The organism is Lapillicoccus sp. (genome assembly GCF_046595215.1).
GTDB lineage: Bacteria > Actinomycetota > Actinomycetes > Actinomycetales > Dermatophilaceae > Lapillicoccus.
The window spans coordinates 1-25,814 of record NZ_JBKJPP010000216.1; the positions used below are offsets into that span (position 1 = coordinate 1).

Sequence of the window (25,814 nt, forward strand, 5' to 3'; positions counted from 1 at the left end):
CCCCGCCGTAGCGCGCTCCCCGCCGCCAGTGGGCTCAATCCTCGATCGGATCTGACACGTAACTGACACGGCGCCGGTCTGCTGAGTCGCGCCTCTAGCATCGGCGCAGGTCACAGGCCTGATGGGCTGGTGGACGTGAAGGGACTCGAACCCCTGGCCTTTCGCGTGTGAAGCGAACGCTCTAACCAACTGAGCTACACGTCCGGGTTGGTGCAACGAGGCGACACAGTAGCCGCTCGCTGCGGTGTGACGTTAATTTACGCCCGGCAGCGCGGCGAGCCAGTCCTCGACCCCGTCCGGGAGGAGGGCGGGGGCGCCCTGCCACGCGAGGTAGGCCCAGAAGATCGCCGCGACGACGGCGGCCGTGCCCAGGGCCATCCCGGTCTGCACCCACCCCGGCGACGCATGGATCCATCGGGTCCATGAGGAAAGCACGCCCTTGCCCCAGTGCAGGAGCCGCTGGGCCCACTCGAACTCCGACGCCCAGATCGAGACCCCCAGGAAGACGATGAGCCAGCCCGGTCCCGGTGCGGGGACGGCGACGAGCCCGGCGGCGACGACGATGAGACCGACGACGCCGACCGCGATGCGGTAGATCCGGTGGGTGGCGGGTGTCGAGCGGATCCGACGGCGCCAGGCCCAGTCGTCGTCCCGCGCGTCGAGCGTGATGTTGTCGTCGGTGTCCTCGGGTCGAGCGCCCGGCGCTCCCTTCACGGCGGGTCCCTTCGCGGCGGTCACGGGTCGAGGTCCTTGGCTGCCCGTGCGGCGAAGAGCTTCGCCGCGCGCGCGGTGACCGGGCCCGGCTCGAGACTGCGCTCGTCCACGGCGTGGACGGCGAGGACGTCGCGGGTGGAGCTGGTGATGAACAGCTCGTCGGCGCTCTCGAGGACCGACAGCGGCAGGGTCCGCTCGTGGACGGTCAGCCCGTCCTCGCGACACCAGTCGATGACCAACGCCCTGGTGATCCCCTCGAGCAGCCCGGACTCGGGCGGCGGCGTCAGGATCTCGCCGTCGACGACGACGAAGACGTTGGAGCCGGTGCACTCGCACAGCTCACCCCGGGTGTTGGCGAAGACCGCCTCGATCGCCCCGACCTCCTTCGCCCGGGCGAGGGCGATGACGTTCTCGGCATACGACGTGGTCTTGAGCCCGGCGGTGGCGGCCCGCTCGTTGCGGGTCCAGGGGACGACACTGACCTTGCCCGAGGCCGGCGGACGAGGCTGCTCGCCCGCGGTGACGATGTAGGTCAGGGCCGAGTCGTGCCGATCGGAGCCGAGCGGCCCGGCGCCGCCGGTCACGGTGTAGCGCAGTCGCCCGAACGGGATCGGGTCGCCCGCGCCGAGCACGGCGTCGACCCCCTCGGCGATGAGTCCGTGATCGGCCGGGGGCAGCCCGAGCCCGGCCATCGAACGGTCCAGCCGCCGCGCGTGACGCGTTGGGGCGAACCCCTGTCCGTCGACGATCTTCGCCGTCTCGAACACGCCGTCGCCGACGGTGACCCCGTGGTCGAGCGCCGACACGCCGGCCTCGCCCGCCTCCAGCAGCCGGCCGTTGACCCACACCCGAACAGTCATGTCCTCACCTTCCCAGTTCTGCCCGCCCAACGTGGCACCCCCCGCGGGAGGTTCCCGCACGAGGAAGCTCCGGGCGCGGGTCGGGTCCCCACCGGCTGGCTCAGCCGGGTCGGGACGACACGGCCCCGACAGCGCCGGACGCGAGCCCGACCAGACGCGCGGCCTTGAGCTGCGTCTCTGCCCACTCCCCCTCCGGGTCCGAGCCCCACGTGATGCCCGCGCCCGTGCCGAACCTCAGCCACCGCTCGCCCGCCGCATCGTGCTGGGCCCAGAAGGTCCGGATGCCGACGGCGAGCTCGGCCTCACCACGATCGGCGTCGACCCACCCGATCGCCCCGCAGTAGGGCCCCCGCGGCACGGGTTCGAGATCGGCGATCGTCAGCAGCGCACTCGACTTCGGCGCCCCCGAGACCGAGCCCGGGGGGAACGTCGCGCCGAGGATGTCGCCCCACCTCGTCCCGGGTCGCAGCTCGCCCGCGACGGTCGAGACGAGGTGGACCAGGCCCGGGTGGGCCCGGGCCGCGCACAGGGCCTCGACGTCGACGGTGCCCGCACGACATACGTGGGACAGGTCGTTGCGCACGAGGTCGACGATCATCACGTTCTCGGCGTAGTCCTTGTCCAGCATCGTCTCGGCCGACGTCGCGGTCCCCTTGATCGGCTCGGACACGAGCCGTCGACCGTCCCGGCGCAGGAACAGCTCGGGCGACGCGCAGACGATGTCGAGGCCGGCGCGCTCGACCCGGATCCGCGACGCATGGGGCGCCGGGTTGCCATGTGTCAGCACGCTCTCGAGCCCGTCGAGGTCGGCCGCGTGATCGAGAGGGTGGCTCAGGACCCGGCAGATGTTGGCCTGGTAGACCAACCCGGCGGCGATGCGCTCCCGCACCTCGCGCACGGCCCCGACGTATGCCGGGTGGTCCAGCGAGCTGTGCCAGTGCCGGTCCAGGGGGGCCCACATCGCCACCGGGCCCAGCCGGGATGTCTCCTGGACCTCGTCGAAGCGGACCGCGGTCACGTCCCCCTCGAAGGTCGCCACGACCGCCCAGAAACCCTCGGTGTCAAGGGCCCGAACGGCCCGGTCACCGGTGAGGACCTCGCGCACACCGCGCGCCTCCCGACCGGAGAACCTGGCCACGTCCACCCGGTGATGATAGGCCGGTGCAAGGAGGCAGCCCGACAACGCAGACGCGCGAGGAGCGATTCCCTGACGGGAGCCGTCCTCGCGCGACTGCCGGGTGGCTCAGCCTCGCCCTGAACCTCGCCTCCCGAGAAGCACCCCGATCAGCAGCCCGACCAGCGCAGCGAGCGCATGAGGGGCGTAGGACTTCAGCAGGACGGGGATGACGGCGGCGCCGAGGTTCAGCGAGTCGTCCGTCTCGGGAGCAGCCCGTGGCGCCGGGCGCGGGGCTGAGCGTGGTATCGCCGGTGTCGACGGTGCGGTCGCTGCCTTCGCGGTGACGTCCAGCTCCTCGGTGGCGGGGGCGGCCGAGGTGCCGGACGCAATGGCTTCGTCGACTGCCGGCGCCTCGGGTTCGGCCTCGGGCTCCGGCTCCGGCTCGACGAAGCGCTGCTCGAGACAGGCGACGAACTGCCCGAGCAGCTTGTCCGAGACGTCCTGCATCACGCCGCGACCGAACTGCGCCGGCTTGCCGGTGACGTTGAGGTCCGTCGTGACGTCGACGCTGGTGCCCTCACCCGCTGGGGCGAGGCTGATGGTCACCGTCGCCCCGGCCGTGCCGTTGCCCCGCTTGTCCTTGCCCATGGCCTCGATCACCGCGTGGTGCGTCGCGTCGTCCCGCTCGACGAAGGTGCCGGACCCGGCATACACCAGCGCGATGGGTCCCAGCTTGACCTTGCAGGTGCCGTCGAACGAGTCGCCGTCGACACGGGTGACCGTGGCGCCGGGGAAACATCCCCCGACACCCTGGAGGTCCATGAAGGTCTCCCAGGTCCGGTCGACGGGCGCAGGGACGGTGAAGGTGTGGTGCAGCTCCACGGGCTCAGCCGCCGGCTGCCGCGAGCACGGCGCGACGGGTGAGGACGGTGGCGAGGTGCTTGCGGTATGCCGCGTCGCCGTTGAGGTCCGAGGGCGGGTTGGTGCCCTCGGCTGCCGAGGCGGCAGCCGCTCGCACGGCCGCGTCATCGGCTGGCTTGCCGACCAGGGCCCCCTCCACGGCGGTCGCCCGCAACGGCGTCGAGCCCATGTTGGTCAGGCCGATCTTGGCCTCCGCGATGGAGCCACCCTCGACCCGGACCGTTGCCGCCACGGCGACGATGGCCCACTGGTGGGCGACCCGGACGAACTTCTCGTAGTGGGCCCCCCATCCCGTGTGCTTGGGGATCCGCACCTGGGTGAGCAGCTCGCCGTCACCGACGGCCGTCTCGAAGATGTCGACGAAGAAGTCCTTCGCCGCCACCGTCCGGGTCGCACCGCCGGGGCCGGCGATGACGAACTCGGCGTCGAGGGCCAGCGCCGCGGCACCCACGTCCCCCGCCGGGTCGGCGTGCACGAGCGCACCGCCCACGGTGCCGCGGTGCCGGATCTGCGGGTCGGCGACCTCGGTCACGGTCTTGTGCAGGAGCAACGCGTGCTGCGTGACGAGGTCGCTGGCAAGGACGTCCGAGTGGGTCGCCATCGAACCGATGACGACGTAGTCACCGTCCTCGCTGATCTCCCGCAGCGCGGCGATCCGGCCGAGGTCGACCACCGTCTCCGGGGTGTTGAGCCGCAGCCGCAGGACCGGCAGCAGGCTCTGGCCCCCGGCGAGGACCTTGCCGTCGTCGCCGGACTCGGCGAGGGCCGCGATGGCGTCCGCGATCGACTCCGGTGCGACGTACTCGAACTGGGACGGGATCATTGCGTGTTGCCTTCCGACTCGTCGAAGTGCGGCATGGCCGCGGGTGCGGTCTCTTCCTGCTGGTGCTGCCCGGCCGTCTGGATGGCCGTGAACACCCGTTGCGGGGTGCAGGGCATCCGGACGTCGTTGATGCCGAGGTGGCGTACGGCGTCGACGACGGCGTTGACGACGGCCGGCGTCGAGGCGATGGTGCCCGCCTCACCGACGCCCTTGGCGCCGAGGCTGTTCGTCGTCGAGGGAGAGACGGTGTTGTCGATGTCGAAGCTGATGACGTCAGCCGCGGTGGGCAGGGTGTAGTCGACGAACGAGCCGGAGACAAGCGTCCCCTGGTCGTCGTAGACGGCCTCCTCGAAGAGGGCCTGGGAGATGCCCTGCATCAGTCCGCCGTGGATCTGCCCATGGGCGATGAGGGGGTTGACGATGTTGCCGATGTCGTCGACCGCGACGTACTTGCGCATCTTGATGGCGCCCGTCTCGGTGTCGACCTCGACCGCGCACAGGTGGGTGCCGTGCGGGTAGGAGAAGCTCGTCGGGTCGAAGGTGGCGTCCGCGTCGAGCCCGGGCTCCGTGCCGTCTGGCAGGTTGTGGGCCGCGAAGCTGGCCAGCGCCAGCTCGCCGAGTGAGATGCCCTTGTCGGTGCCCTTGACGGACCACTTGCCGCCGGCGAACTCCAGGTCGTCGGCCGAGGCCTCGAGCAGGTGGGCAGCGATGGGCTTGGCCCGCTCGATCACCTTGTCCGCCGCCTTGACGACGGCCTCGCCACCGACGACCAGCGACCGGGAGCCGTAGGTGTCCATGCCCTTGTGCGAGATCTGCGTGTCACCATGCAGGACCTCGACGTCCTCGAACGCCACGCCGAGCTTGTCCGCGGCGATCTGCGACCACGCCGTCTCGTGACCCTGGCCGTGGCTCGAGGACCCGGTGACGACCTCGACCTTGCCGGTCGGGAGCATCCGGATCGAGGCGTGCTCCCAGCCGCCGGCGCCGTAGTTCAGCGATCCCAGCACCCGCGACGGAGCCAGGCCGCACATCTCGGTGAAGGTCGAGATACCGATCCCCAGCTGCACCGGGTCCTTGCTCTCCCGACGCTGCTTCTGCTCCGCGCGCAGGCCGTCGTAGTCGAACATCTCCATCGCCCGGGCCGTCGCCGCCTCATAGTTGCCGGAGTCGTACTCCAGGCCCACCACCGTGGTGAAGGGGAACTCCTCGTGCGTGATCCAGTTCTGCTTGCGGATCTCCATCGGGTCGACCCCCATCTCGGCGGCGAGCTCATCCATGATCCGCTCGATGCCGAACGTCGCCTCGGGGCGCCCGGCGCCGCGGTAGGCGTCCACCCAGGTCTTGTTCGTGTAGACCGGCGTGCAGTTGAACTGGTATGCCGGGAACTTGTAGATCGCGTTGAACATGAACGCCCCGAGGACCGGGACACCCGTGCCCACCGTGCCGGCGTAGGCGCCCATGTCGGCGAGCAGGTCGACCTTGAGGCCGGTGACCTTGCCCTCCTTCGTCGCCGTGAGGGTGAGGTTCTGCCACTGGTCGCGCCCGTGGTGGCCGGACAGCAGCGACTCGGAACGGGTCTCGGTCCACTTGCAGGGCTTGCCGGTGCGCTGGGCGAGCAGGACCGTGATGATCTCCTCCGGCGTGATCTGCAGCTTGCCGCCGAAGCCGCCGCCCACATCGGGGGCGATGACCCGGATCTTGCTCTCGGAGATGCCGAGGACCACGGCGAGGAAGAACCGGACGATGTGCGGCACCTGCGTCGAGGTCCACACCGTGAGCTGCTCACCCGTGGGGTCCACGACCACGGAGCGGGGCTCCATGAAGGCGGGGATGAGGCGCTGCTGGCGGTACTCGCGCTCGATGACGATGCCGTTGGCGCGTGCCTCGGTGATGGCGTCGTCGATGCTGCTGCCGGTGCCGGCGTTGCCCGAGTCGAACTGCCAGAACGCTGCCTTGTTGGTCCCGAGGTCAGGGTGGGCGAGCACCGTGTCGGCGGCCGCCTCCTTGAGGTCGAGCGCCGCGGGGAGCTGCTCGTAGTCGACGTCGACGAGTTCCGCTGCGTCCCGTGCCTCGCGCGCCGAGCGGGCTGCGACGACGGCGACGATCTCTCCCGTGAACGCGACGCGGTCGACGGCCATGGACGGGTGGTTGGGGCTCTTCTGATCGGTGGTGATCGCCCAGGCAGTGGGCAGTCCGCCCTGGACGTCCTTGATGTCCTCACCGGTGAGGACCGTGATGACCCCGGTCGCCTCCTTGGCGGCGTCCACGTTGATCGCGGTGATCTTCGCGTGGGCGAACGGGCTGCGGACCATGCAGAGGTGGAGCATCCCGGCCATCTGCATGTTGTCGGTCCACTTGGTCCGGCCGGTGATCAGCCGCCGGTCCTCCTTGCGCTTGCGCGCGCTGCCGATCTCGTTCTCGGGGCTCTGCGCTGGTCGGTCTTCGGTGATGGTCATGAGTGCGAACCTCCTGCGGCCTGCTGGACGGCCTTGACGATGTTGTGGTAGCCGGTGCACCGGCAAAGGTTGCCCTCGAGCCCGACGCGGATCTCCTGCTCCGTCGGGCTGGGGTTCTCGTTGAGCAGGTCGATCGACTGCATGATCATCCCGGGGGTGCAGTACCCGCACTGGAGGGCGTGGCACTCGTGGAAGGCCTGCTGCATCGGGTGGAGCTCGCCGTCCTTGGCCAGCCCCTCGATGGTGGTCACCTCGTGACCGTCCGCCTGGACGGCGAGGACGTTGCACGACTTGACGCTGCGGCCGTCGAGGTGCACGGTGCACGCTCCGCAGTTGCTCGTGTCGCAGCCCACGACCGTGCCGGTCTTGCCGAGCTGCTCTCTCAGGTAGTGGACGAGGAGCATTCTCGGCTCCACTTCGTCCGAGTACTTCTCTCCGTCTACCTGAACACTGATACGGGTCATCCTTGACTCCTCCAGTCGGGGTCGCGCTGTCAGATCGTGCTGCGTCGGGCATGGGGTCGTGCGAGGTCGGGGTGCCGCCCGGCACCCGAACCACCGTCTGGTTCACCGTGCACCGCGCCGGGTGTCGAGCGGAACTCGCCATCCGGGTCGGGGTCGACCTCGCCGAACGGCGAGGTCGCGTCGGTGGGGTCGCTCGACCCGGGTGAGCTGGACGGAGTGTGGTGGTGGATCGGACCGTCGACGGCGGTCAATCGCTCGCCCCGGCCTCCCCAGCGCAGGGCGATGATCTCGGCGGCGATGCTCACCGCGGTCTCCTCGGGCGTCCGCGCGCCGAGGTCGAGGCCGATGGGGCTGGACAGCCTGGCCAGCTCGCCCTCGGTCATGCCGATCTCCCGCAGCCGGGCCATCCGGTCGTCGTGGGTGCGTCGTGACCCCATCGCCCCGATGTAGGCCACCGCAGGCAACCGCAGGGCCACCTCGAGCAGCGGGACGTCGAACTTCGGGTCGTGGGTGAGGATGCAGAGCACGGTGCGCTCGTCGAGGAGCCCGGCCTCCACCTGGGCGGCGAGATAGCGGTGCGGCCAGTCGACGACGACCTCATCGGCATCCGGGAAACGGCTGGCCGTCGCGAAGACGGGACGCGCGTCGCAGACGGTGACCGTGTAGCCCAGGAACTTGCCGACCCTGGCGCAGGCCGCGGCGAAGTCGATGGCCCCGAACACGAGCATCCGGGCGGCCGGGGCATGGACGTCCGCGAAGACGCGCATGCCCTCGCCGCGGCGCTCCCCGTCCGGACCGAAGGTCAGCGTCTCGCTGTGGCCGGCGGCGAGCAGCCCGCGCACGTCGTCCGCCACAGCGTCGTTGGCACGGTCGCTGCCGATGCTTCCCTGTCGTTCGCGCTCGTCGCCCTCGGGACGCACGATGAGGCGCAGCCCGACCCGCGCGGGGTCGGGGTGCTCGACGATGGTCGCGACCGACACCGGACGTCCCGCGGCGATGTCCGCGGCGACGTCACCGAGCTCGGGGAAGGTCGCCTGCGATACCTTCTCGACATAGACGTCGAGGATGCCGCCACAGGTGAGGCCGACGGCGTAGGCATCCTCGTCGCTGACGCCATACCGTTGCAGCACCGGCGCACCTGACTCGACCACCGACTGGGACAGCTCGTAGACGGCCCCCTCGACGCAGCCGCCGGAGACCGACCCGACAGCCTCTCCCCCGGGACCGACGAGCATGGAGGCGCCGGGCTGGCGGGGCGCCGAGCGCCAGGTGGCGACGACGGTGCCGACGCCCACCGTCTCGCCCTGCCCCCACCAGTGCAGCAGCTCGGAGAGGACCTCACGCATCGGCAACCACCTCCGTCAGTGCCTCGAACGTGCGCATCGAGTGGCCGGCCAGGAAATGGTCGCAGTGGGGCAGCGCGGCGAGGATGCCCTGCTGGACCGGCTCGTAGCCCACCTTGCCACGGTGGGGGTTGACCCAGACGACCCGGTGCGAGAGAGCCTGCAGACGACGCATCTGCTCGTCGAGGAGGTCGACACCGCCGCGCTCCCATCCGTCACTGAAGACGACGACGACGGCGCCGCGGGCCATCCCCCGCTGGCCCCACCGGTCGAGGAACGCCTTGAGCGACTCTCCCAGGCGGGTGCCACCTGACCAGTCCGGCACCACCTCGCCGGCCGCGATGAGCGCCCGCTCGGGGTCGCGCTGGTGCAGGGCCTTCGTGACGTGGGTCAGCCGGGTGCCCATGGTGAAGACCTCGACCGGCCGCCCACCCCCGGCCCAGTGGTGGGCCAGGCGCAGCAACGAGTCGGCATAGGCGCTCATCGAGCCGGAGACGTCGACGAGCATCACGATGCGCCGCGGTCGGGTGGCCCGACGGCGCCACGCCAGCGGGCCGGGCTCGCCGAGACGCTCGAGCTGCCGGCGCAGGGTTCGGTGGGCGTCGATCTCCCCCCGGTGCCACGCCGTATGCCGCCCGGACCGGCGCCGCGGCGACGGTCGCCTCATGGACGCGAACAGGCCGGCCATGAGGGCCTTCTCGGCCATGCTCATGGTGCCGACGTCGCGATGGCGCAGGACCTCCGTCGCACTGGCGGTCGCCCTGAGGGCGTCACCGTCGCGCTCCTCGGAGCCCTCCCCGTCGGTGTCGTCGTCGAGGCTCGCCTCCAGCGTCGGCGGCACGGTGGGCGTCTTCCGGGCGCCCCCCTGGGGGTGCTCACCCTGGAACCACTCGGTGAACATCTGGTCGTAGCGCTCGATCTCGTCGGGGCCCGAGCACAAGGTGGCCCGCCCGGCCCAGTAGGTGGCGTGCCGGTCGCCGATGCCGACGGCAGCCACCGCCTCGAGGTAGCCCGCCTCGCGGTCGGGCGTGACCGGCATACCGGAAGCGCGCAGCGCGCGGGCAAATCCGAGCAGGAGCGCGTCGGGGGCGGTGGTCATCCTCAACCGCCGAGGATCCGGTCGAGGCTGGCGCGGACCCGGTCGGCGTCCTCGCGGTACTTCACGGCCACGCCGAGCGTCGCTGCGGCCGTCTCGACGTCGAGGTCGCTGGCGCCGAGGGTGTCCAGGGCCCGGGCCCAGTCGAGGGTCTCCGCGACACCGGGCGGCTTGAGGAGGTCGTCGCGCGAGCGCAGCTGCTGGACGAGCCGCACGACCTGCTCGGAGAGGGCCTGGCTCACCTCGGGCGCGCGGCTGCGGACGATGGCGAGCTCGCGCTCGAGACCCGGGTGGTCGATCCAGTGGTAGAGACAGCGGCGCTTGAGCGCATCGTGCAGCTCGCGGGTGCGGTTGGAGGTGAGGATGACGATCGGCGGCGTGACGGCCTTGATCGTGCCGAGCTCGGGGATGGTGACCTGGTAGGTCGAGAGCACCTCCAGGAGGAACGCCTCGAACTCGTCGTCGGCGCGGTCGATCTCGTCCACGAGCAGGACCACGGGGCTCTCACGCAGGGCGCGGAGCACGGGCCGAGCCAGCAGGAACCGCTCGTCGAACAGCGACTTCTCCACGTCGGCGCCGTGGCCCTCACCGTCGCCGAGGCGGGCCGTGGTCTCGAGCGCGCGCAGGTGCAGGATCTGGCGGGGGAAGTCCCAGTCGTAGAGCGCCTGGGACGCGTCGATGCCCTCGTAGCACTGGAGCCGGATCAGCGGTATGTCGAGGCCCTGCGCGAGGGCCTCGGCCAGCGCAGTCTTGCCGGTGCCCGGCTCTCCCTCGAGCAGGAGGGGCCGGCCGAGCCGCAGGGCGAGGAAGGCGACCGTGGCGAGCGCGTCGTCGGTGAGGTAGCCCGTCCCCCGCAGGAGCTCGTCCAGCTCCTTTGCCGAGGTGAGTGACGGTTCCATGACTAGATCATGCATGATCTTTTGCCATCAGGACAGGGACTCGCGCGTATCCACGTCAAAACCGTGGGCCAGGTCGCCGCACTCGACGAGCTCGACGGTGCGCGCCGACAGGAAGTCCCTGGCCCCCCGGTCGCCGACGGCGCAGGAGATCACCGCCGGCCAGTGCTCGCGGCCGATGACCACCGGGTGCCCCGGCACCCCGTCGTATGCCGCACGGGCGAGGACGGCGCTGCCGTCACCAGCGGCCCCGTCACCAGCTGCCCCGGTGACCCTCTCGACGACGTCGGGTCCGACGTCGGGCAGGTCGACGAGGCTGATGACGGCGACGGTGGAGTCCGTCGCCAGCAGGTGGGCCAGGCCCGCCCGGAGCGAGGCCCCCATCCCCTCCACCCAGTCATCCGCCACGACGAGCGTGACGTCCTGGTCGGTGAGCAGCGCTGCCGCCGGCCCGCTCTCGGCGCCGAGGACGACGACGACCGGGGCGCAGCCACCACGGCGCAGGACCCTGACGCTCCGACGCAACCACGAGGTCCCGTCCGGGTCGTGGACCAGGGCCTTGGGGGTGCCCATCCGGCGGCCCGCGCCGGCAGCGAGGAGGACACCGGCGGGTCGGCGGTGACCTTGTGCAGCGGGAGGCGCGGGGCGGGTCTCCATGGGTCCACCCAACCACGCCGGTCCCCACCGCTCTTGGGCGTCCACCACCCCTGGAGGTCCGCGAAGGTCCGCGGAGGCCGCGTCGCGCCGGCGTGGTGCCCGCGTCAGGACGCGGGGGGGACGGGCTCGTGGAGGCAGAGGATATTGCCCTCGGTGTCGCTGAACCACGCCGCCTTCTCGGACCCGAGGACGCAGACGTGGTCCGTCGTCCTGAGGTCCGGCAGGTCGTCGTCGAGAAAGGAGACGCCGCGGCTCTCGAGGTCCGAGATCTCCGCGACGATGTCCGTGACCTCGAAGCTGAGCACCGTGTGCTTGCTCTGGGCACCCCGCTCGGTCGCATTGGGGCGATCATCGAGCCCGAGCCTGCATGGAGCAGGTGGTTGCCGCTGGGCTCGGTGCCGGCGTCCACCAGACCGAGCCGGTCCCGGTAGAAGACCGTGGCGCGCTCGATGTCGGTGACCGGCAGGACTGCGGTGAGAGGGACGGACGTGATCATGGCCTGACCTCCGGTTGTGAGTCTCTGCCCTGCCCAGACCCTCAGTGTCTGCCAACAGCCGGGGTGCGGCCATCGTCAATCCTGGTGGTTCGCGAGCCGCGCCGAGTGTGCAGCGGGGCCCGGCCCCCGCACCGCTGAGGAGCTGCTCAATCCGGGTGAGGGATCCGGGCCGCGTGCACCCGCGCGTGGGCGATCGCCTCGGGCGTGGTGGCGAAGAGGTGACGCTCATGGGCGAGGCTGTCGTAGACCCCGAGCGCCTGCAGCATCGGGTCGTGCCGCAGGGGCACACCCGAGAGGAGCACCCTGGTGCCGCGGCGCTCGAGCTTCTCGATGGTGTCGCGCAGCACCGCCGACCCGGTCGTGTCCAGGGTCGCGACCCTCGACATGCGCAGGATCACCACCCGGACATCGCTGAGCTCGCTGAGCTCGAGAAGGGCATGGTGGGCCCCACCGAAGAAGAGCGGACCGTCGAGCCGATAGGCGACGATGTGCTCGTCCATCAGCGCAGCCGCCTCGTCGTCGGCGTCCGGGCCCTCGATCGAGACCTCGACGAGCTGGGTCGTCTTCGCGAACGAGCGGAGGGCGAACGCGCCCGCAGTGACGATGCCGAGCAGCACGGCGGTGACGAGGTCGACGACGACGGTCGCGAGGGCGACGAGGCCGATCACGACCCCCTCGCTCCTCGAGGAGCGGAGCAGGGCCCGGAGGCTGGACACCTCCACCATGCGGATGGCGGTGGCGATGAGGACCCCTGCCAGGGCCGCGAGGGGGATGTGGCTGACGACCGGACCGAGCACGAGGACCACCAGGAGCAGTGCGACGGCGTGGACGATCGAGGACAGCCGTGACGTCGCCCCGCTGCGGACGTTGACCGCGGTCCTGGCGATCGCCGCCGTGGCGGGCATCCCCCCGAAGAGCGGACTCACGAGGTTGGCCATGCCCTGACCGAACAGCTCGCGGTCGGGGTCATGGCGCTCCGAGACGCTCATTGCATCGGAGACCGCCGCGGACAGGAGGCTCTCCAGGGCGCCGAGGGCGGCAACGGCGAGCGCGGGCAGGACGAGGCTGCGCAGGTCGACCCAGCCGATGGTGGGGATGCTCGGGACCGGCAGGCCCGGCGGCAGCGGGCCGATGGTGGCCAGCGGCAGGTGGGCCCACACGACGAGGACGGTGGTCGCGACGATCGCCAGCAGCGACGCCGGGACGGCGGGTCGGAACCGGCCGATGAGGAGCATCCCGCCGGCGACACCGGCCGCGATCCCCGCCGGCCACCACTGCGGAGCGGACACCCAGGCGAGCACGGCGTTGCCCGCGACGGCCAGGACGCCCTCTCCCGTCGGGGCGATCCCGAGGGCGCCGGGCACCTGCTGGAGCCCGATGATCACCGCGATCCCCAGGGTGAAGCCCTCGATGACCGGCAGCGGGAGGTAGGTGATGTACCGGCCCAGTCCGGCGATGGCCATGCCGATGAGGGCGAGACCGGCCAGGACCCCGACCACGAGGACGCCGCTGACGCCGTGCGCCGCGAAGATCGGCAGGAGGACGACGGTCATCGCGCCGGTCGGACCGCTCACCTGCACGTGGCTGCCCCCGAAGAGCGCGGCCACGACCCCGGCGACGATGGCCGTGACGAGGCCGGCCTGGGCCCCCAGCCCGCTGGAGATGCCGAAGGCCAGGGCCAGCGGCAGGGCCACGACGCCGACGGTGAGGCCGGCGACCACGTCCTTGCGTGGTCGGCGGCCCATGGCCGTCAGGTCGGCGCGGCGGGGCATCAGGGCACGGATCCGCGCCACCACCCAGGACAGTGCGGCTGCCAGCCCCTCAGGGGATCGCTCGGTCGGGCGCAGCGGAACGCTCATGTCTCTCCTGGGTGCGATGACGTCACGAGTCTTGCCCGCCCCGCGGGTGGGCAGGGCGGACCTAGGTCCCCGCTTCGAGCGGTCCCGCCGAGCAGGTCGGGTCCCGTCACAGCGGTTCGAACGCCACGACCGTCACGACCGGCTCACCGGCGCCGTCCGAGGCGACGAGGTCGACGTCCGCCGTGATCCGCCAGTCGTGGTCGCCCTGCGGGTCGTCGATGACCTGGACCACCCGCCACACGTCCCGCTGCCTGGCGATCTGCAGCAGCTCCGGGCCGCGGGCCTCCTGCCCTGCCCCCAGGTCGTCGTGCTCGGCGTAGTAGGCCTCCCCCGCCTCCTGCCAGTCCTGCGCGGACCACCCGGGCGGGTCCGTCTCGAGCTCGGACAACGCCAGCCACCGTCGGCGCGACAGCAGGTCCACCCGACGGAACATCGCGTTGCGGACCATCACCCGGAAGGCACGTTCGTTGCCGGTGACCGGGCGGGGAGCAGCCGTGACCGAGTCGGGCGTTACCGGCACCCCCTCTTCGCGGTCGGGGTCGGTCAGGGCCTCCCACTCGTCGAGGAGGCTGGAGTCGGTCTGGCGTACCACCGCGCCGAGCCACTCGATGACGTCGAGGACGGGGTCGGTCTTCGCGTGGTCAGGCACGGTCTGGCGCAGTGCCTTGTAGGTGTCGGAGAGATAGCGCAGGACGACGCCCTCCGAGCGGGTCAGGCCGTAGAACGCGACGAGCTCACCGAAGGTCATCGCCCGCTCGTACATGTCGCGCACGACGGACTTCGGTGACAGCGCGGTCTCCGGGACCCATGGGTGGGTCTGGCGGTAGGTCGTGAACAGCGCTCCGAGCAGCTCCTCGAGGGGCTTGGGCCAGGTCACCTCCTCGAGCAGCTCCATCCGCTCCTCGTACTCGATCCCGTCGGCCTTCATCTGCGCGACGGCCTCGCCGCGGGCCGCGAACTGCTGCGACATGAGGATCGCGCGGGGATCCTCCAGGGTTGCCTCGACCACCGAGAGCACATCGAGCGGGTATGCCGGGGAGTCGGGATCGAGGACGTCCACGGCTCCCAGCGCGAAGGCGGACAACGGCTGGTTGAGGGCGAACCCCAGCTGGAGGTCCTCGACGAGACGGGCCATCCGGCCGTGCTCGTCCGGGGCGTCGAGCTGCTCGACGACCCCCGCGGCCAGGAGGGAACGGTAGATCTGGACGGCCTGTCGGACGTGGCGCACCTGGCGCCGCGGCTCCTCGTGGTTGTCGCGCAACAGGCGCCGCATCGCGGTAAACGGGTCCTCCTGTCGGGCCAGGACGTTGAGCACCATCGAGTGGCTGACCCGCATCCTCGAGACGAGCGGCTCGGGCTGCGCGGCGACGATCTTCGCGAAGGTGTCCTCGGACCAGTTGACGAAGCCGTCGGGCGCCTTCTTGCGCTGGATCCGGCGTTGCTTCTTGAGATCGTCGCCGGCCTTGGCGACCAGGCGGGCGTTCTCGACGGCGTGGTCCGGCGCCTGGACGACGACGGTGCCTGCGGTGTCGTAGCCGGCGCGACCCGCCCGCCCGGCGATCTGGTGGAACTCCCTCGCCTTGAGCAGGCGCTGGCGCGTCCCGTCGAACTTCGTCAGGCCGGTGAACAGGACGGTCCGGATGGGCACGTTGATCCCGACGCCGAGGGTGTCGGTGCCGCAGATGACCTTGAGCAGCCCCTGCTGGGCGAGCTGCTCGACGAGCCGGCGGTACTTGGGCAGCATGCCGGCGTGGTGGACGCCGATGCCGTGCCGCACGAGCCGCGAGAGCGTCCGGCCGAAGCCGGCCGAGAAGCGGAACCCGCCGAGGAACGCGGCGATCTGGTCCTTCTCGGCGCGGCTGCAGACGTTGACCGACATGAGGGCCTGGGCGCGTTCGAGGGCGGCGGCCTGGGTGAAGTGGACGACGTAGACCGGGGCCCGGTGGGTGGCGAGCAGCTCCTCCAGCGTCTCGTGCAGCGGCGTCATGGCCCAGTGGTAGGTCAGCGGGACGGGGCGCTCGACCGAGGTGACGACCGCCGTGGGCCGCCCGGTCCGCCGGACGAGGTCCGCCTCGAAGCGCTCGGTCTCCCCCAGCGTCGCCGACATGAGGACGAACTGGGCCCGGGGCAGCTCGAGCAGGGGCACCTGCCAGGCCCAGCCGCGGTCCGGCTCGGAGTAGAAGTGGAACTCGTCCATGACCACTTGGGCGACGTCGGCGCGCGCCCCCTCTCGCAGGGCGACGTTGGCCAGCACCTCGGCCGTGCAGCAGATGATCGGCGCCGCGCTGTTCACCGCGGCGTCCCCGGTCATCATCCCCACCCGGTCTGCCCCGAACGCGTCGCACAGCGCGAAGAACTTCTCCGAGACGAGGGCCTTGATCGGGGCGGTGTAGAAGGTCCGACCTCCGGCGGCGAGGGCGGCGAAGTGGGCGCCCACGGCGACCAGGCTCTTGCCCGATCCGGTGGGGGTGGCGAGGATGAGGTTGGAGCCGGAGACGACCTCGATCAGGGCCTCCTCCTGGGCGGGATAGAGGCTCAGGCCCTGCCGGGTCACCCAGTCGCCGAACGCCTCGAACACGGCGTCCGCGTCGGGCGGGGCGTCCCAGGTCGCCAGGATCTCCGCGAGGGTCATTGCTCCCGTCCTCTCGAGACGATCCGGTCGAACACCGCCAGGTGCTCGTCCACCATCCGGCTGGCGCTGAACCGGTCGACCGCGTCCTGACGGCAGGTCGAGCGCTCGATCTCGGGGAGCCGGCCGACGGCGCGGACCGCCTCGTCGACGTCCGCGACGAGGAACCCGGTCGCCCCGTCGCGCACGAGCTCCGGCATCGACCCGAGGGGGGTGGCGATCACCGGTGTCCCGGTCGCCAGGGCCTCGACGACGGACAGGCCGAACGGCTCGGCGAAGCTGATGAGGTGCAGCAGGGCCCCGGCCCCGCCGAGCAGGGCGTCCCGCTCGACCGGGCCGACCGGCCCGGCGTAGGACACCGCGATCCCGTCGACGTGGGGAAGCACCGCGTCGCGGAAGTAGGCCTCGTCCTGGACGATCCCCGCGATGACGAGCGGCATCCCGGCCCGGCGGGCCACCTCCACGGCCATATGGGTCCCCTTGTGCGGGTGGATCCGGCCGAGGAAGAGCAGATAGTCGCCGGGTGCGGGGACGAAGGTGAAGTCCGCTACCTCGATCCCGTGGTGGATCGTCGCGGCGTAGTGCAGGTCGGGGTGCCGGTTCGCGTCACTGATGGCGACGTAGTGCGCGACGTCGTCGTAGGCGCGGTAGACCTCCACGATGTCGGGCGAGGAGAACCCGTGGATCGTCGTGACGACCGGCGTGCTGACCAGGCGGCTGTAGGTCAGGGGCATGAAGTCGAAGTGGTTGGCGAGGACGTCGAACTCCCCGGCCCGCTCGAAGGCGGCGGCGTTGTGCAGCCCCTCGCAGACCTTCGCGTCGAGGGTGCGGTCCTCCTCGTAGCCCCCCGGGCTCGTCGCGTGCAGCCGCGCCGCGGTCCGCGAGTCGGCGCTGGCAAAGAGGGTGACCTCGTGACCGCGGGAGACGAAGCCCTCGGTCAGGGTGGACGCCACCTGCTCCCACGGCCCGTAGCCGAGCGGGGGCAGACGGTGGGCGATGGAGGCGATGACGCCAATCCTCACGGATCCCCGATCGGGAGTCGACGGCATACGCGCACCGGCGGTGCCCGACCGCGTCGGTGGGCGCGACCCTACCCGTGTCGGCGGGTTGTCGCCTTCACGTCAACGGGCGACGGACCCCTGCGGCTGTTAGGCTCCCGCCATCGGTTGCCCCAGTTGGACGGGGCACTGTCATCGACAAGGACGTCGTGATCGAACCGCCCCCGTGGGTCCCCCGGGGTGGACCGCGGCGCACTCTGCGCGAACGTGCGGCCTTCGAGATGGCCGTCCTCGGCGTCGGGCTCGGCGCTGAACCGGCTCGAGAAGGACCCTCCATGGCACCATCGTTTGGCATCCTCAGCACCTATCCCCCGACCCAGTGCGGCCTGGCCACCTTCAGCGCCGCCCTCGTCGAGGCCCTTCAATCACCCCGGGACAGCGTCGGCGTCATCGGGCTGGTCGACGTCCTGGACGTGCACCGCCCGCCAGAGGTACGCCACCAGTGGGTGCGCGGGCAGGCTGGCGGTGCGGCAGTCGCCGCGGCAAAGCTGAACGGGTACGACGTCGTCCTCGTCCAACACGAGTACGGCATATTCGGGGGCCCGGACGGGTCCGACGTCCTCGACGTCGTGCGCGCTGTCGAGGCGCCCGTCGTCGTCGTGCTCCACACGGTCCTCGTCACGCCGACCCTGCGGCAGAAGGCGATCCTCGATGAGCTCGTCCTGCTGGCGGACACGGTGGTGACAATGACCCACACGGCGATGGACCGGCTCGTCGCGAACTATCGGGTGGACCCCGCCAAGGTGCGGGTCATCCCGCACGGCGCGGCGGACACCCGCTCCCACCCGGTCCGGGCCGTGGGGGGCGACGGTCCCCCGGTCGTGCTCACCTGGGGGCTCATCGGTGTGGGGAAGGGGATTGAGTGGGGTATCTCGGCGATGGCCGCCCTCCGGGACATCGACCCGACGCCGAGCTACCACGTCGTGGGTGAGACCCACCCCAAGGTCGTCGAACGCGAGGGTGAGCGCTACCGCGAGGCCCTGCAGTCCAGCGCCCGGGCGCTCGGGGTCGAGGACCTCGTCACCTTCGACGGGCGCTACCTCGCGACGGGTGAGCTCCAGTCCCTCGTCCAGGAGGCGGACGTGGTCCTGCTGCCCTACGACTCCCGCGACCAGGTGACCTCCGGTGTCCTCGTCGAGGCCGTGACCGCAGGCAAGCCGGTGGTCTCCACCGCGTTCCCCCATGCCGTCGAGCTGCTCTCCAGCGGCGCGGGGATCCTCGTCCCCCGCCAGGATCCCGCGGCCATCGCCGCCGCCCTGCGTCGGGTGCTGACGGAACCGGGTCTGGCGCAGGAGATGGCCGCCGAGGCCGACCGGATCGCCCCCGCGCTGTTGTGGTCGGCGGTGGCCGAGCAGTACCGGGACGTGGCCGCGCGGGCGCTGGGCACCAGCCTGGCCCGGGTCAGTGCATGACTCCCCCCCGCCTGTCGTTCGAGCACCTCGTGAGACTCACTGACGCAGTCGGCCTGTTCGAGCACGCCGAGCTGACCCAACGCCGCGTCGAGCACGGCTACTGCGTCGACGACGTGGCGCGCGGGTTGGTCGTCACCGCGCGTGAGCCGGACCCCGAGCCGCGGACCGTGGCCCTTTCCCGGACCTACCTGACCTTCCTAGCGGGGGCCCAGGACCCGGCGGGCGGCGTCCGCAACCGACTCGGGATCGAGGGCGCCTGGCAGGACGGCCCGACGGTGGAGGACTGCTGGGGACGCGCGCTGTGGGGGTTCGGTACGGCGGTGGCCCGCGCACCACGGCTCGAGGACGAGGCACTCGCGCTGTTCAACGTCAGCGCAAGGCGGCGCTCGCCGCACACCCGGGCGATGGCCTTCGCCGCCCTCGGCGCGGCAGAGGTGCTGGGGGTCCACCCCGGTCACCGGGCCGCGCGCGACCTGCTGGCCGATGCGGCACGCCTGATCGGCTCCCCTTCGCCGGACCCGTGCTGGCGCTGGCCCGAGCCGCGGCTGCGCTACGCCAACGCCGCGCTGCCCGAGGCGCTCCTGGCCGCCGGGTCCATGCTCGACGAGCCCCTCTGGCTGACCGACGGCCTGACCATGCTGCGCTGGCTGCTCGACGTCGAGACGGACGGGGACCACCTCTCGCTGACCCCGGCCGGCGGCTGGTCGCTCGGGGAGCCACGACCGGGCTTCGACCAGCAACCCATCGAGGTGGCCGCGCTGGCCGATGCCTGCGCTCGAGCCCATCACGTCACCGGCGAGCCCGCCTGGGGCGAGGGCCTGCGCAGGTGCGAGGCATGGTTCGACGGGGCGAACGACATCGGCATCCCGCTCGTCGACGAGGACAGCGGCGGTGGCTGCGACGGCCTGGAGGCGGACGGACGCAACGAGAACCAGGGCGCCGAGTCGACCCTGGCGCTGCTCGCCGTCCGGCAGCTGGGCCGCCGCGTCCTGGTGGCGGTCCCATGAGCGACGACCCCCAGCTCGTGCGCCGCGGGGACGTCGTCCTGCGGCCGGACGACCGCAGGGTGCTCGCCCGGCCCTTCCTGCCCGGCCAGGAGCTCCCGCAGCACGGGATCTCCCGGGCGGAGGCGGTGATCGAGCGGCTGTCGGGCATGTCCGACGAGGACGTCTCCCGCACGCTGGCGGCGACCCTCGAGGCCTTCTCGGACCGCCACCGCGATCTCCGGGCGATCTTCCGCGAGCACTTCGGGCTCATCGCCCACCGGCTGCCGGACTCGAGCCGGGTGTCGCAGGAACGATCCGAGCTCATGGGCGCCTACCTCACCCAGGAGTTCGCCATCGAGGCGGCCGCGCTGTTCAACCCCTCCATCGTCGAGCACCCGGACCAAGACGGGGTCGGACCGGGGGCGGTGCGCTTCATCATGAGCATGCGGGCCGTGGGCGAGGGACACCTGTCGAGCATCGAGTTCCGCACCGGGACCCTCACCGCCGACGGCGCCGTCGGGCTCGACGAGCCCGGGACCCGTCTCACCACGGGCCGGACCACCCCGATCCCGATGTCCACGGACTTCCTGCGCGAGGCGCTCGACGAGGGGGGAGACGCGTTCACGGCCGAGAGCGTCCTGCGCCAGCTACCCGCCCGTTTCACCCCCGACCAGCTCGAGAGCGTGCTGGCCTCCAGCGAGCAGGACCGCAAGGGCTGGAACCGCCACGACGGGCTGATCGAGCGGATCCGGAGGGTGGCCGCGAGCTGTTACGAGCTGACGTTCCCGCCGGGGCGGGACCTGTCCGAGTGCGTCATCCACCCCAGCAGCGCCGCGGAGAGCCACGGGCTCGAGGACGCCCGGTTCGTGAGGTTCGTCACCGAGGACGGCAGCGCGACCTACTACGCCACCTACACGGCATACGACGGGTCGGCGATCGCCCCGCACCTGCTGCGCACCGACGACTTCACGACCTTCTCCATCCGCCAGCAGATCGGGCCGGCCGCCAAGAACAAGGGGATGGCCCTGTTTCCCCGACACATCCGTGGCCGGTTCTGGAGCCTGTCACGGTGGGACCGCGAGAGCATCAGCGTGGCCAGCTCACCCGACGCGCTGCGCTGGGGGCGCCCGGTCACCATCCAGAGCCCCCGCCGTCCCTGGGAGATGATCCAGCTCGGCGCCTGCTCCTCGCCGCTGGAGACCGACCGGGGCTGGCTGGTGTTCACCCACGGGGTCGGGCCGATGCGCACCTACTCCATCGGCGCGATCCTGCTGGACCTCGACGACCCCACCGTGGTCCTCGGGGTCCTGCCCGAGCCCCTGCTCACCCCGAGCGCCGACGAGCGCAACGGCTACGTCCCCAACGTCGTCTACTCGTGCGGCGCGCTGGTCCACGGGCGCAGCGTGGTGCTGCCCTACGGTTGCAGCGACTCCTCGATCCGGTTCGCCTTCGTCGACCTCCCCGGTCTCCTCGACCGCCTGACCTCATGACTCCGAGCCAGGAGGAGACCCCGACCATGCACCCCCTGACGGGCCTGCTCGGGCCCTTTGCCGCCTCGCTCGGTCTCGAGCTCGTGCGGGCGGACGGCGACGAGGTCTCGGCGCGGTGGTCGGGTCGGACCGCGTTGCACCAGCCCTACGGCATCGTCCACGGCGGTGTCCACTGCAGCGTCGTCGAGACCCTCGCCAGCATCGGCGCCGCGCTGTGGCTCGGCGACAGGGGCAAGGTCGTGGGGGTCAGCAACTCGACCGACTTCTACCGCGCCGTCACGGACGCCGGCCTCACCTCCATCGCCACGCCCCTGCACCGAGGGCGCTCGCAGCAGGTCTGGGTCGTCGAGACCCGCGACGGTGGGGACCGGCTCGTCTCGCGCGGGCAGGTGCGCCTCCAGAACCTCGGTGGAACAGCCGGGGCCACCCCGGACGTTGTGGCCACATGAGCACCCACGAGATGAGCACCCACGCGCAGTCCATGCAAGCCGTCTGGAACGACACCGTCATCGCCGAATCGGCCGCCACCCTCGTCGTGGAGGGCAACCACTACTTCCCCCGGTCCTCGGTCGGCGAGAGCTTCCTCCAGGGCAGCGACACCACCACGGTGTGCCCGTGGAAGGGCACCGCGTCCTACCTCTCACTCACCGTCGAGGGCGACACCAACACCGACGCCGCGTGGTACTACCCCGAGCCCAAGGCAGAGGCTGAGCAGATCCGCGACCACGTCGCATTCTGGCGCGGGGTGACGGTGCGCCCCAGCCCCGGTCAGTAGTCCGCCAGGCGCCGCGCGAGATCAGGCAGCGACGGCGCCTCGACGTCGGGGCGCTCGAAGAACGACGGGTAGCCCACGCCACCGCGGTTGAGCCATCCCGTCGACAGCCCGGCCCGGTGGGCGCCGTGGATGTCCCACGGGTGGACGGCGACGAGCATCGCCTCCGCTGCCGCCACTCCGCACGCCTGCACGGCATACCCGTATGCCGTGGCGGCGGGCTTCCACTGCGGCGCGTCCTCGACGGAGAGCACCCTGTCGACGTACGGTCGAAGACCGTTGCGCTCGATCAGCCCCTGGGCGATCGCGGCCGCGCCGTTGCTGAGCGTGACGAGGGTGATCCCCATGTCGTGGAGATCCCGGATCCCCTCGACGACGTCGGGGTGGACGGGCAGGGACGCGAAGCCCTTCATGACGTGGCGGACTGCCGAGTCCAGGTCGGGGACCAGCCCGGCGAGGGCGGGTCTCAGGGACTGGGAGGCCAGCTCGGCGAAGGACGGGTTGTCGCCGGTGATCGTGAGGGCGAAGCCGTCCCGCAGCAGGCCGGCGAACCAGGTGGCGGCCAGGTGAGCGGGCGCGCCGACGGAGACGAAGCGCTCGGCCATCGGGCCCATGTCGGAGAGCGTCTCGTTGACGTCGAAGACGATGAGGCGCGGGCGGCGTGGCTCGCGGGGGGCGGTGGTGGCGTCGGTCTGCGGGTCCTCGAGGGGGTCGGTCATGTCGGGCTCCTGGTGTCGGTCTCGTCGGTCAGGTCGGTCAGGTCGGTCTCGTGGGTAACGCTGGGTTCACGGGTGGGCCGGTCGGTGGGTCGGTGGAGGCACCCGGCCAGGTCCCGGCCCAGATCTGGAGGTGGCCGGCCCTCGCGGAGAGGTGGGTGACGTCGTCGCACTCGCGCGCGAGGGCACTCCACGGGTGCGCAGCGATGTCGGCGCCGCCGAGCCGGCAGGCCAGCCGGGCCAGGGGCGCCAGGACCCGGCCTCGACCGGTGGGCTCGGCCATGTCCACGACGACGATCCGGGTGCCGGGGCGGGCCAGCGCGGTGGCCGCTGTCCAGGCCTGCTGCCACGGGGTCACCAGGGAGAGCGAGTAGGTGAAGAGGATGGCATCGACCGGCCTCTCCACGGCGATGGGTGGCTCGAGGAGCACGCCCGCCAATGAGCCGAGCTGTCGGGCGTCGTGCTGCACCAGGTGGACGTTCGGGGGCGGCGGCGAGCCCAGCTTGCGTCGGGCCGTGCGCAGCATGTCGTTGCTCGCGTCCACGCCGACGACGTGACCGCGGGGCCCGACCGCCTCGCGCAGCAGCGGGAAGTCGAGCCCGGTCCCGCAGCCCACGTCCACGACCACGTCACCGGCTGACAGGCCCAGCAACGGGATCCCCGCGACCCGGCCGGCCCGATAGACGGGCCACTCGAGGGACAACACGTCGTAGAGCGGTGCGATCGCCGTGTAACGCTCATGCATGCCGTGCTCCTCGACGCTGGGTCGCCATGCTCTGTTCGGGCGCCCCCCACTGTGCCGCACCGGACCGGGCCCCTCGTCGTCGGGGGCGACGCTCTGTACGGTGAGGCCCGGGCACGGTCGTGCCTGCGGGTGGTCATTGCCCCAACCGCGACGTCATCTCCCACGGAGACGCTCTTGATCCCGGCGAACAGGCCCCGACGGCACCGGCTCAGCGACGACCGCGACCGCCGCGACGAGTGGGACCTGCTGTTGGTCGTGGGCGGGACGGCGGGCATCGTCGGCGCAAGGACCGCGGCGCGTCTGGGGCCCGCGTGCTGCTCGTCGAGAGGGCCCGGCCCGGCGGCGACTGCCTGTGGACGGGGTGCGTGCCGTCCGAGGCGCTGCTGGCTGCCGCAGCAGCAGCCGGGTCGGCCCGATCGGCGGGCCGGCTCGGCATCGAGGTCCCCGTCGTCGACGTGCAGTTCGACCGGGTCATGGAGCACGTGCGCTCGTCGATCGCCCACATCGCTCCCCTCGACTCGACGGAGGCGCTCGAGGCGGTCGGCGTCCATGACCTGTGGGGCCGCGCGATGTTCACGGGGCCGAGGACGGTCACGGTCGACGGCCGGCTCGTTACTTTCCACCAGGCGCTGCTGGCCACCGGTGCCTCCCCGTTCTTGCCTTCGGTCCCGGGGCTGGCGGACGCCGCCCCCTGACGAGCGGCACCGTCTTGGGGCTGACGTCCTTGCCGCAGCGCCTGAGCGTCCTCGGCGGTGGCAGCATCGGCTGCGACCTCGGCCAGGCCTTCGCCCGGCTCGGCACCCAGGTCACGATCATCGAGGGCGCGCGCCGCATCCTGCCCCATGAGGACCCTGACGCCTCCGCCGTCCTCGCCACCTCACTCGCTCGGGACGGCGTGACGCTTCGCACCGGGGTCAGCGCCGTCTCGGTGGAGACCTCAGCCGCCGGAGGCGCGGCGGCCCGGCTTGCTGACGGGTCGAGCGTGCCCCACGACCGGCTCCTCGTGACCGTCGGGCGACCCCCCCGCACCGAGTCCCTGGGCCTGGAGGCGGCAGGCGTTGACATCGACCGGAAGGGGTTCGTCATCGTCGACCCGCGGCTGAGGACGACCAACCCACGGATCTGGGCCGCGGGCGACCTGACCGGGCATCCCCAGTTCACCCATGTCGCTGGCGTGCACGGCAGCACCGCCGCCACCAATGCCGTACTCGGGCTGCGTCGCCCGGTCTCCACCACCGCCGTACCCAGGGTGACGTTCACCCAGCCGGAGGTGGCTGCTGTCGGCCTTCCCACCGATGGGTGCCAGGCGCGGCTGCGGGTGATCCGGTGGCCGAACGAGCACGTCGACCGGGCTGTGGCCGAGGACAGCACCGAGGGCTTCACCACGATCCTCGTCGACCGCCGCGGCATCATCAGGGGAGCGACGGTCGTCGGGCCCCGGGCCGGGGAGACGCTCGGCGAGCTCACCCTCGCGGTGACCCGGCGCCTCAGGACGCGGCACCTGGCCACGACCACCCATCCCTATCCGACGTTCAACGACGGGCCGTGGAACGCGGTCGTCGCCGACGTGCATGACCGGCTGGCTGCGCCGCGGACCGCACGTCTGGTGACGGCCATGGGGTCCGTCCGGCGATGGGCCCTGGACCGCACGTCATCTCAGGGCGAGGTATCCCGCCGCGACGCGGTGCGCGGCACTCACCCCGACGACGGCCGCCCAGACGCTGGCGATCACCCCTGAGAACTGGGGCAGGACAAGCCACAGGCTGTGCACGACGATCGTCTCGGCCCCCTCTGCCACCCCGGCCGGGAAGGTGAGAGACCGCCCGTCGTCACGGCATCGACCGGTCCGCTCCGTGATCGAGGAGAACGCGAGGCAGGCCGCGCCGTTCACGTAGTAGGCGAGCAGCACGCACAGGAAGGGCAGCCAGGTCGCGCCCTCCCCCGAGGTCGCCCCCACGGCCACACCGACAACGGTCGAGCCGTAGACCGTGAAGTCCGCCATGACGTCAAGGAAGCCCCCCGCCCGTGACGGAGCCACGTCCGAGTGACGCAGGGCCTGCGCCTCGCGTCGCCGGGCCAGGGGCCCGTCCAGACCGTCACCCGCGCGTGACGCCAGCCAGAGGGCCAACGACACCCACCACAGCTGGGTGGCTGCCGCGGCCGCACTGGCCAGCCCGAGCACCAACCCGGCTCCGGTCAGCCGGTTGGGGCTGAGCCACGGGACGTCGATCCTCGCCGCCGCACGGCGCAGAGGGCCGTCGAGGGCGTCGCGGATCCTCTTGTCCCACAAAGCTACTGCGTCCT

At 71.6% G+C, this 25,814-nt stretch carries 23 protein-coding genes, 1 tRNA gene and 1 pseudogene; 6 read left to right on the top strand and 19 right to left on the bottom strand.

The annotated features are described in order from the left end of the window. Positions 1–127: 127 nt before the first annotated feature. The 16 genes from ACLL9L_RS18365 to ACLL9L_RS18440 form a co-directional block, all read right to left on the bottom strand. Positions 128–204: transfer RNA gene (locus ACLL9L_RS18365), tRNA-Val, on the bottom strand. Positions 205–252: 48 nt separating this feature from the next. Further along, a complete protein-coding gene (locus ACLL9L_RS18370; RefSeq protein ID WP_411286098.1) occupies positions 253–738 on the bottom strand; it encodes a TIGR02611 family protein in 486 nt (161 codons plus the stop codon). Further along, positions 735–1,574, bottom strand: coding sequence for an aminotransferase class IV (locus ACLL9L_RS18375; protein WP_411286099.1), 840 nt, complete (start codon positions 1,572–1,574; stop codon positions 735–737). Before ACLL9L_RS18375 ends, ACLL9L_RS18370 begins: the two co-directional genes overlap by 4 nt. Before the next feature lie 100 nt (positions 1,575–1,674). Continuing rightward, positions 1,675–2,718 carry a chorismate-binding protein gene (locus ACLL9L_RS18380; protein WP_411286100.1) on the bottom strand — a complete coding sequence of 348 codons (1,044 nt, stop codon included), beginning with the start codon at positions 2,716–2,718 and terminating at the stop codon, positions 1,675–1,677. Between the two features lie 99 nt (positions 2,719–2,817). After that, on the bottom strand, positions 2,818–3,573 hold the full coding sequence (locus ACLL9L_RS18385; RefSeq protein ID WP_411286101.1) for an SRPBCC family protein: 756 nt from the start codon (positions 3,571–3,573) through the stop codon (positions 2,818–2,820). Positions 3,574–3,577: 4 nt separating this feature from the next. Next, a complete protein-coding gene (locus tag ACLL9L_RS18390) occupies positions 3,578–4,435 on the bottom strand; it encodes an FAD binding domain-containing protein (protein WP_411286102.1) in 858 nt (285 codons plus the stop codon). After that, positions 4,432–6,891, bottom strand: a complete 2,460-nt coding sequence (locus ACLL9L_RS18395) for a xanthine dehydrogenase family protein molybdopterin-binding subunit (RefSeq protein WP_411286103.1) — start codon at positions 6,889–6,891, stop codon at positions 4,432–4,434. Before ACLL9L_RS18395 ends, ACLL9L_RS18390 begins: the two co-directional genes overlap by 4 nt. After that, positions 6,888–7,355, bottom strand: a complete 468-nt coding sequence (locus tag ACLL9L_RS18400) for a (2Fe-2S)-binding protein (protein ID WP_411286104.1) — start codon at positions 7,353–7,355, stop codon at positions 6,888–6,890. Before ACLL9L_RS18400 ends, ACLL9L_RS18395 begins: the two co-directional genes overlap by 4 nt. A gap of 29 nt (positions 7,356–7,384) precedes the next feature. Then, positions 7,385–8,701 (bottom strand): XdhC family protein, encoded by a 1,317-nt coding sequence (locus tag ACLL9L_RS18405; protein WP_411286105.1) that lies wholly within the window; start codon positions 8,699–8,701, stop codon positions 7,385–7,387. Next, entirely contained in the window at positions 8,694–9,797 is a 1,104-nt protein-coding gene (locus ACLL9L_RS18410; protein ID WP_411286106.1) for a vWA domain-containing protein, read from the bottom strand. The genes ACLL9L_RS18405 and ACLL9L_RS18410 overlap by 8 nt, the downstream gene beginning before the upstream one ends. A gap of 2 nt (positions 9,798–9,799) precedes the next feature. Then, the gene (locus ACLL9L_RS18415; RefSeq protein ID WP_411286107.1) at positions 9,800–10,693 is read right to left on the bottom strand and encodes an AAA family ATPase; all 894 of its coding nucleotides are present in this window, start codon (positions 10,691–10,693) and stop codon (positions 9,800–9,802) included. A 27-nt stretch (positions 10,694–10,720) separates the two neighbouring features. Next, complete coding sequence (locus tag ACLL9L_RS18420) at positions 10,721–11,347, bottom strand: NTP transferase domain-containing protein (RefSeq protein ID WP_411286108.1); 627 nt, start codon at positions 11,345–11,347, stop codon at positions 10,721–10,723. Between the two features lie 104 nt (positions 11,348–11,451). Further along, the gene (locus ACLL9L_RS18425; RefSeq protein ID WP_411286109.1) at positions 11,452–11,652 is read right to left on the bottom strand and encodes a hypothetical protein; all 201 of its coding nucleotides are present in this window, start codon (positions 11,650–11,652) and stop codon (positions 11,452–11,454) included. A 337-nt stretch (positions 11,653–11,989) separates the two neighbouring features. Next, on the bottom strand, positions 11,990–13,702 hold the full coding sequence (locus ACLL9L_RS18430) for a SulP family inorganic anion transporter (RefSeq protein ID WP_411286110.1): 1,713 nt from the start codon (positions 13,700–13,702) through the stop codon (positions 11,990–11,992). 106 nt (positions 13,703–13,808) lie between these two features. Next, on the bottom strand, positions 13,809–16,334 hold the full coding sequence (locus tag ACLL9L_RS18435; RefSeq protein WP_411286111.1) for a DEAD/DEAH box helicase: 2,526 nt from the start codon (positions 16,332–16,334) through the stop codon (positions 13,809–13,811). Continuing rightward, positions 16,331–17,353 carry a glycosyltransferase family 4 protein gene (locus ACLL9L_RS18440; protein ID WP_411286112.1) on the bottom strand — a complete coding sequence of 341 codons (1,023 nt, stop codon included), beginning with the start codon at positions 17,351–17,353 and terminating at the stop codon, positions 16,331–16,333. Before ACLL9L_RS18440 ends, ACLL9L_RS18435 begins: the two co-directional genes overlap by 4 nt. A 311-nt stretch (positions 17,354–17,664) precedes the next feature. Between ACLL9L_RS18440 and ACLL9L_RS18445 the strand changes: the two genes are divergently transcribed. The 5 genes from ACLL9L_RS18445 to ACLL9L_RS18465 are packed head-to-tail and all read left to right on the top strand — an operon-like array spanning position 17,665 to position 22,052. Further along, the gene (locus ACLL9L_RS18445; protein ID WP_411286113.1) at positions 17,665–18,801 is read left to right on the top strand and encodes a glycosyltransferase; all 1,137 of its coding nucleotides are present in this window, start codon (positions 17,665–17,667) and stop codon (positions 18,799–18,801) included. Then, positions 18,798–19,808 carry a glycosyltransferase gene (locus ACLL9L_RS18450; RefSeq protein ID WP_411286114.1) on the top strand — a complete coding sequence of 337 codons (1,011 nt, stop codon included), beginning with the start codon at positions 18,798–18,800 and terminating at the stop codon, positions 19,806–19,808. Before ACLL9L_RS18445 ends, ACLL9L_RS18450 begins: the two co-directional genes overlap by 4 nt. Then, positions 19,805–21,277: a glycoside hydrolase family 130 protein gene (locus ACLL9L_RS18455; protein ID WP_411286115.1), complete on the top strand. Its 1,473-nt coding sequence runs from the start codon at positions 19,805–19,807 to the stop codon at positions 21,275–21,277. The genes ACLL9L_RS18450 and ACLL9L_RS18455 overlap by 4 nt, the downstream gene beginning before the upstream one ends. Beyond that, positions 21,274–21,726, top strand: coding sequence for a PaaI family thioesterase (locus ACLL9L_RS18460; RefSeq protein ID WP_411286116.1), 453 nt, complete (start codon positions 21,274–21,276; stop codon positions 21,724–21,726). Before ACLL9L_RS18455 ends, ACLL9L_RS18460 begins: the two co-directional genes overlap by 4 nt. Next, entirely contained in the window at positions 21,723–22,052 is a 330-nt protein-coding gene (locus ACLL9L_RS18465) for a DUF427 domain-containing protein (RefSeq protein WP_411286117.1), read from the top strand. The genes ACLL9L_RS18460 and ACLL9L_RS18465 overlap by 4 nt, the downstream gene beginning before the upstream one ends. Here ACLL9L_RS18465 and ACLL9L_RS18470 read toward each other — a convergent pair. Then, the gene (locus ACLL9L_RS18470; RefSeq protein WP_411286118.1) at positions 22,046–22,768 is read right to left on the bottom strand and encodes a haloacid dehalogenase type II; all 723 of its coding nucleotides are present in this window, start codon (positions 22,766–22,768) and stop codon (positions 22,046–22,048) included. The two genes, ACLL9L_RS18465 and ACLL9L_RS18470, sit on opposite strands and share 7 nt — an antisense overlap. Before the next feature lie 37 nt (positions 22,769–22,805). Further along, positions 22,806–23,510, bottom strand: a complete 705-nt coding sequence (locus tag ACLL9L_RS18475; RefSeq protein ID WP_411286119.1) for a class I SAM-dependent methyltransferase — start codon at positions 23,508–23,510, stop codon at positions 22,806–22,808. Positions 23,511–23,821: 311 nt separating this feature from the next. On the opposite strand from ACLL9L_RS18475, the pseudogene ACLL9L_RS18480 reads away from it, so the two are divergent. Then, positions 23,822–25,248 (top strand): annotated as a pseudogene (locus ACLL9L_RS18480) (dihydrolipoyl dehydrogenase family protein). Here the strand turns inward: ACLL9L_RS18480 and ACLL9L_RS18485 are convergent. Continuing rightward, positions 25,162–25,800, bottom strand: coding sequence for a CDP-alcohol phosphatidyltransferase family protein (locus tag ACLL9L_RS18485; protein WP_411286120.1), 639 nt, complete (start codon positions 25,798–25,800; stop codon positions 25,162–25,164). The pseudogene ACLL9L_RS18480 and the gene ACLL9L_RS18485 overlap by 87 nt on opposite strands. Positions 25,801–25,814: the final 14 nt, after the last annotated feature.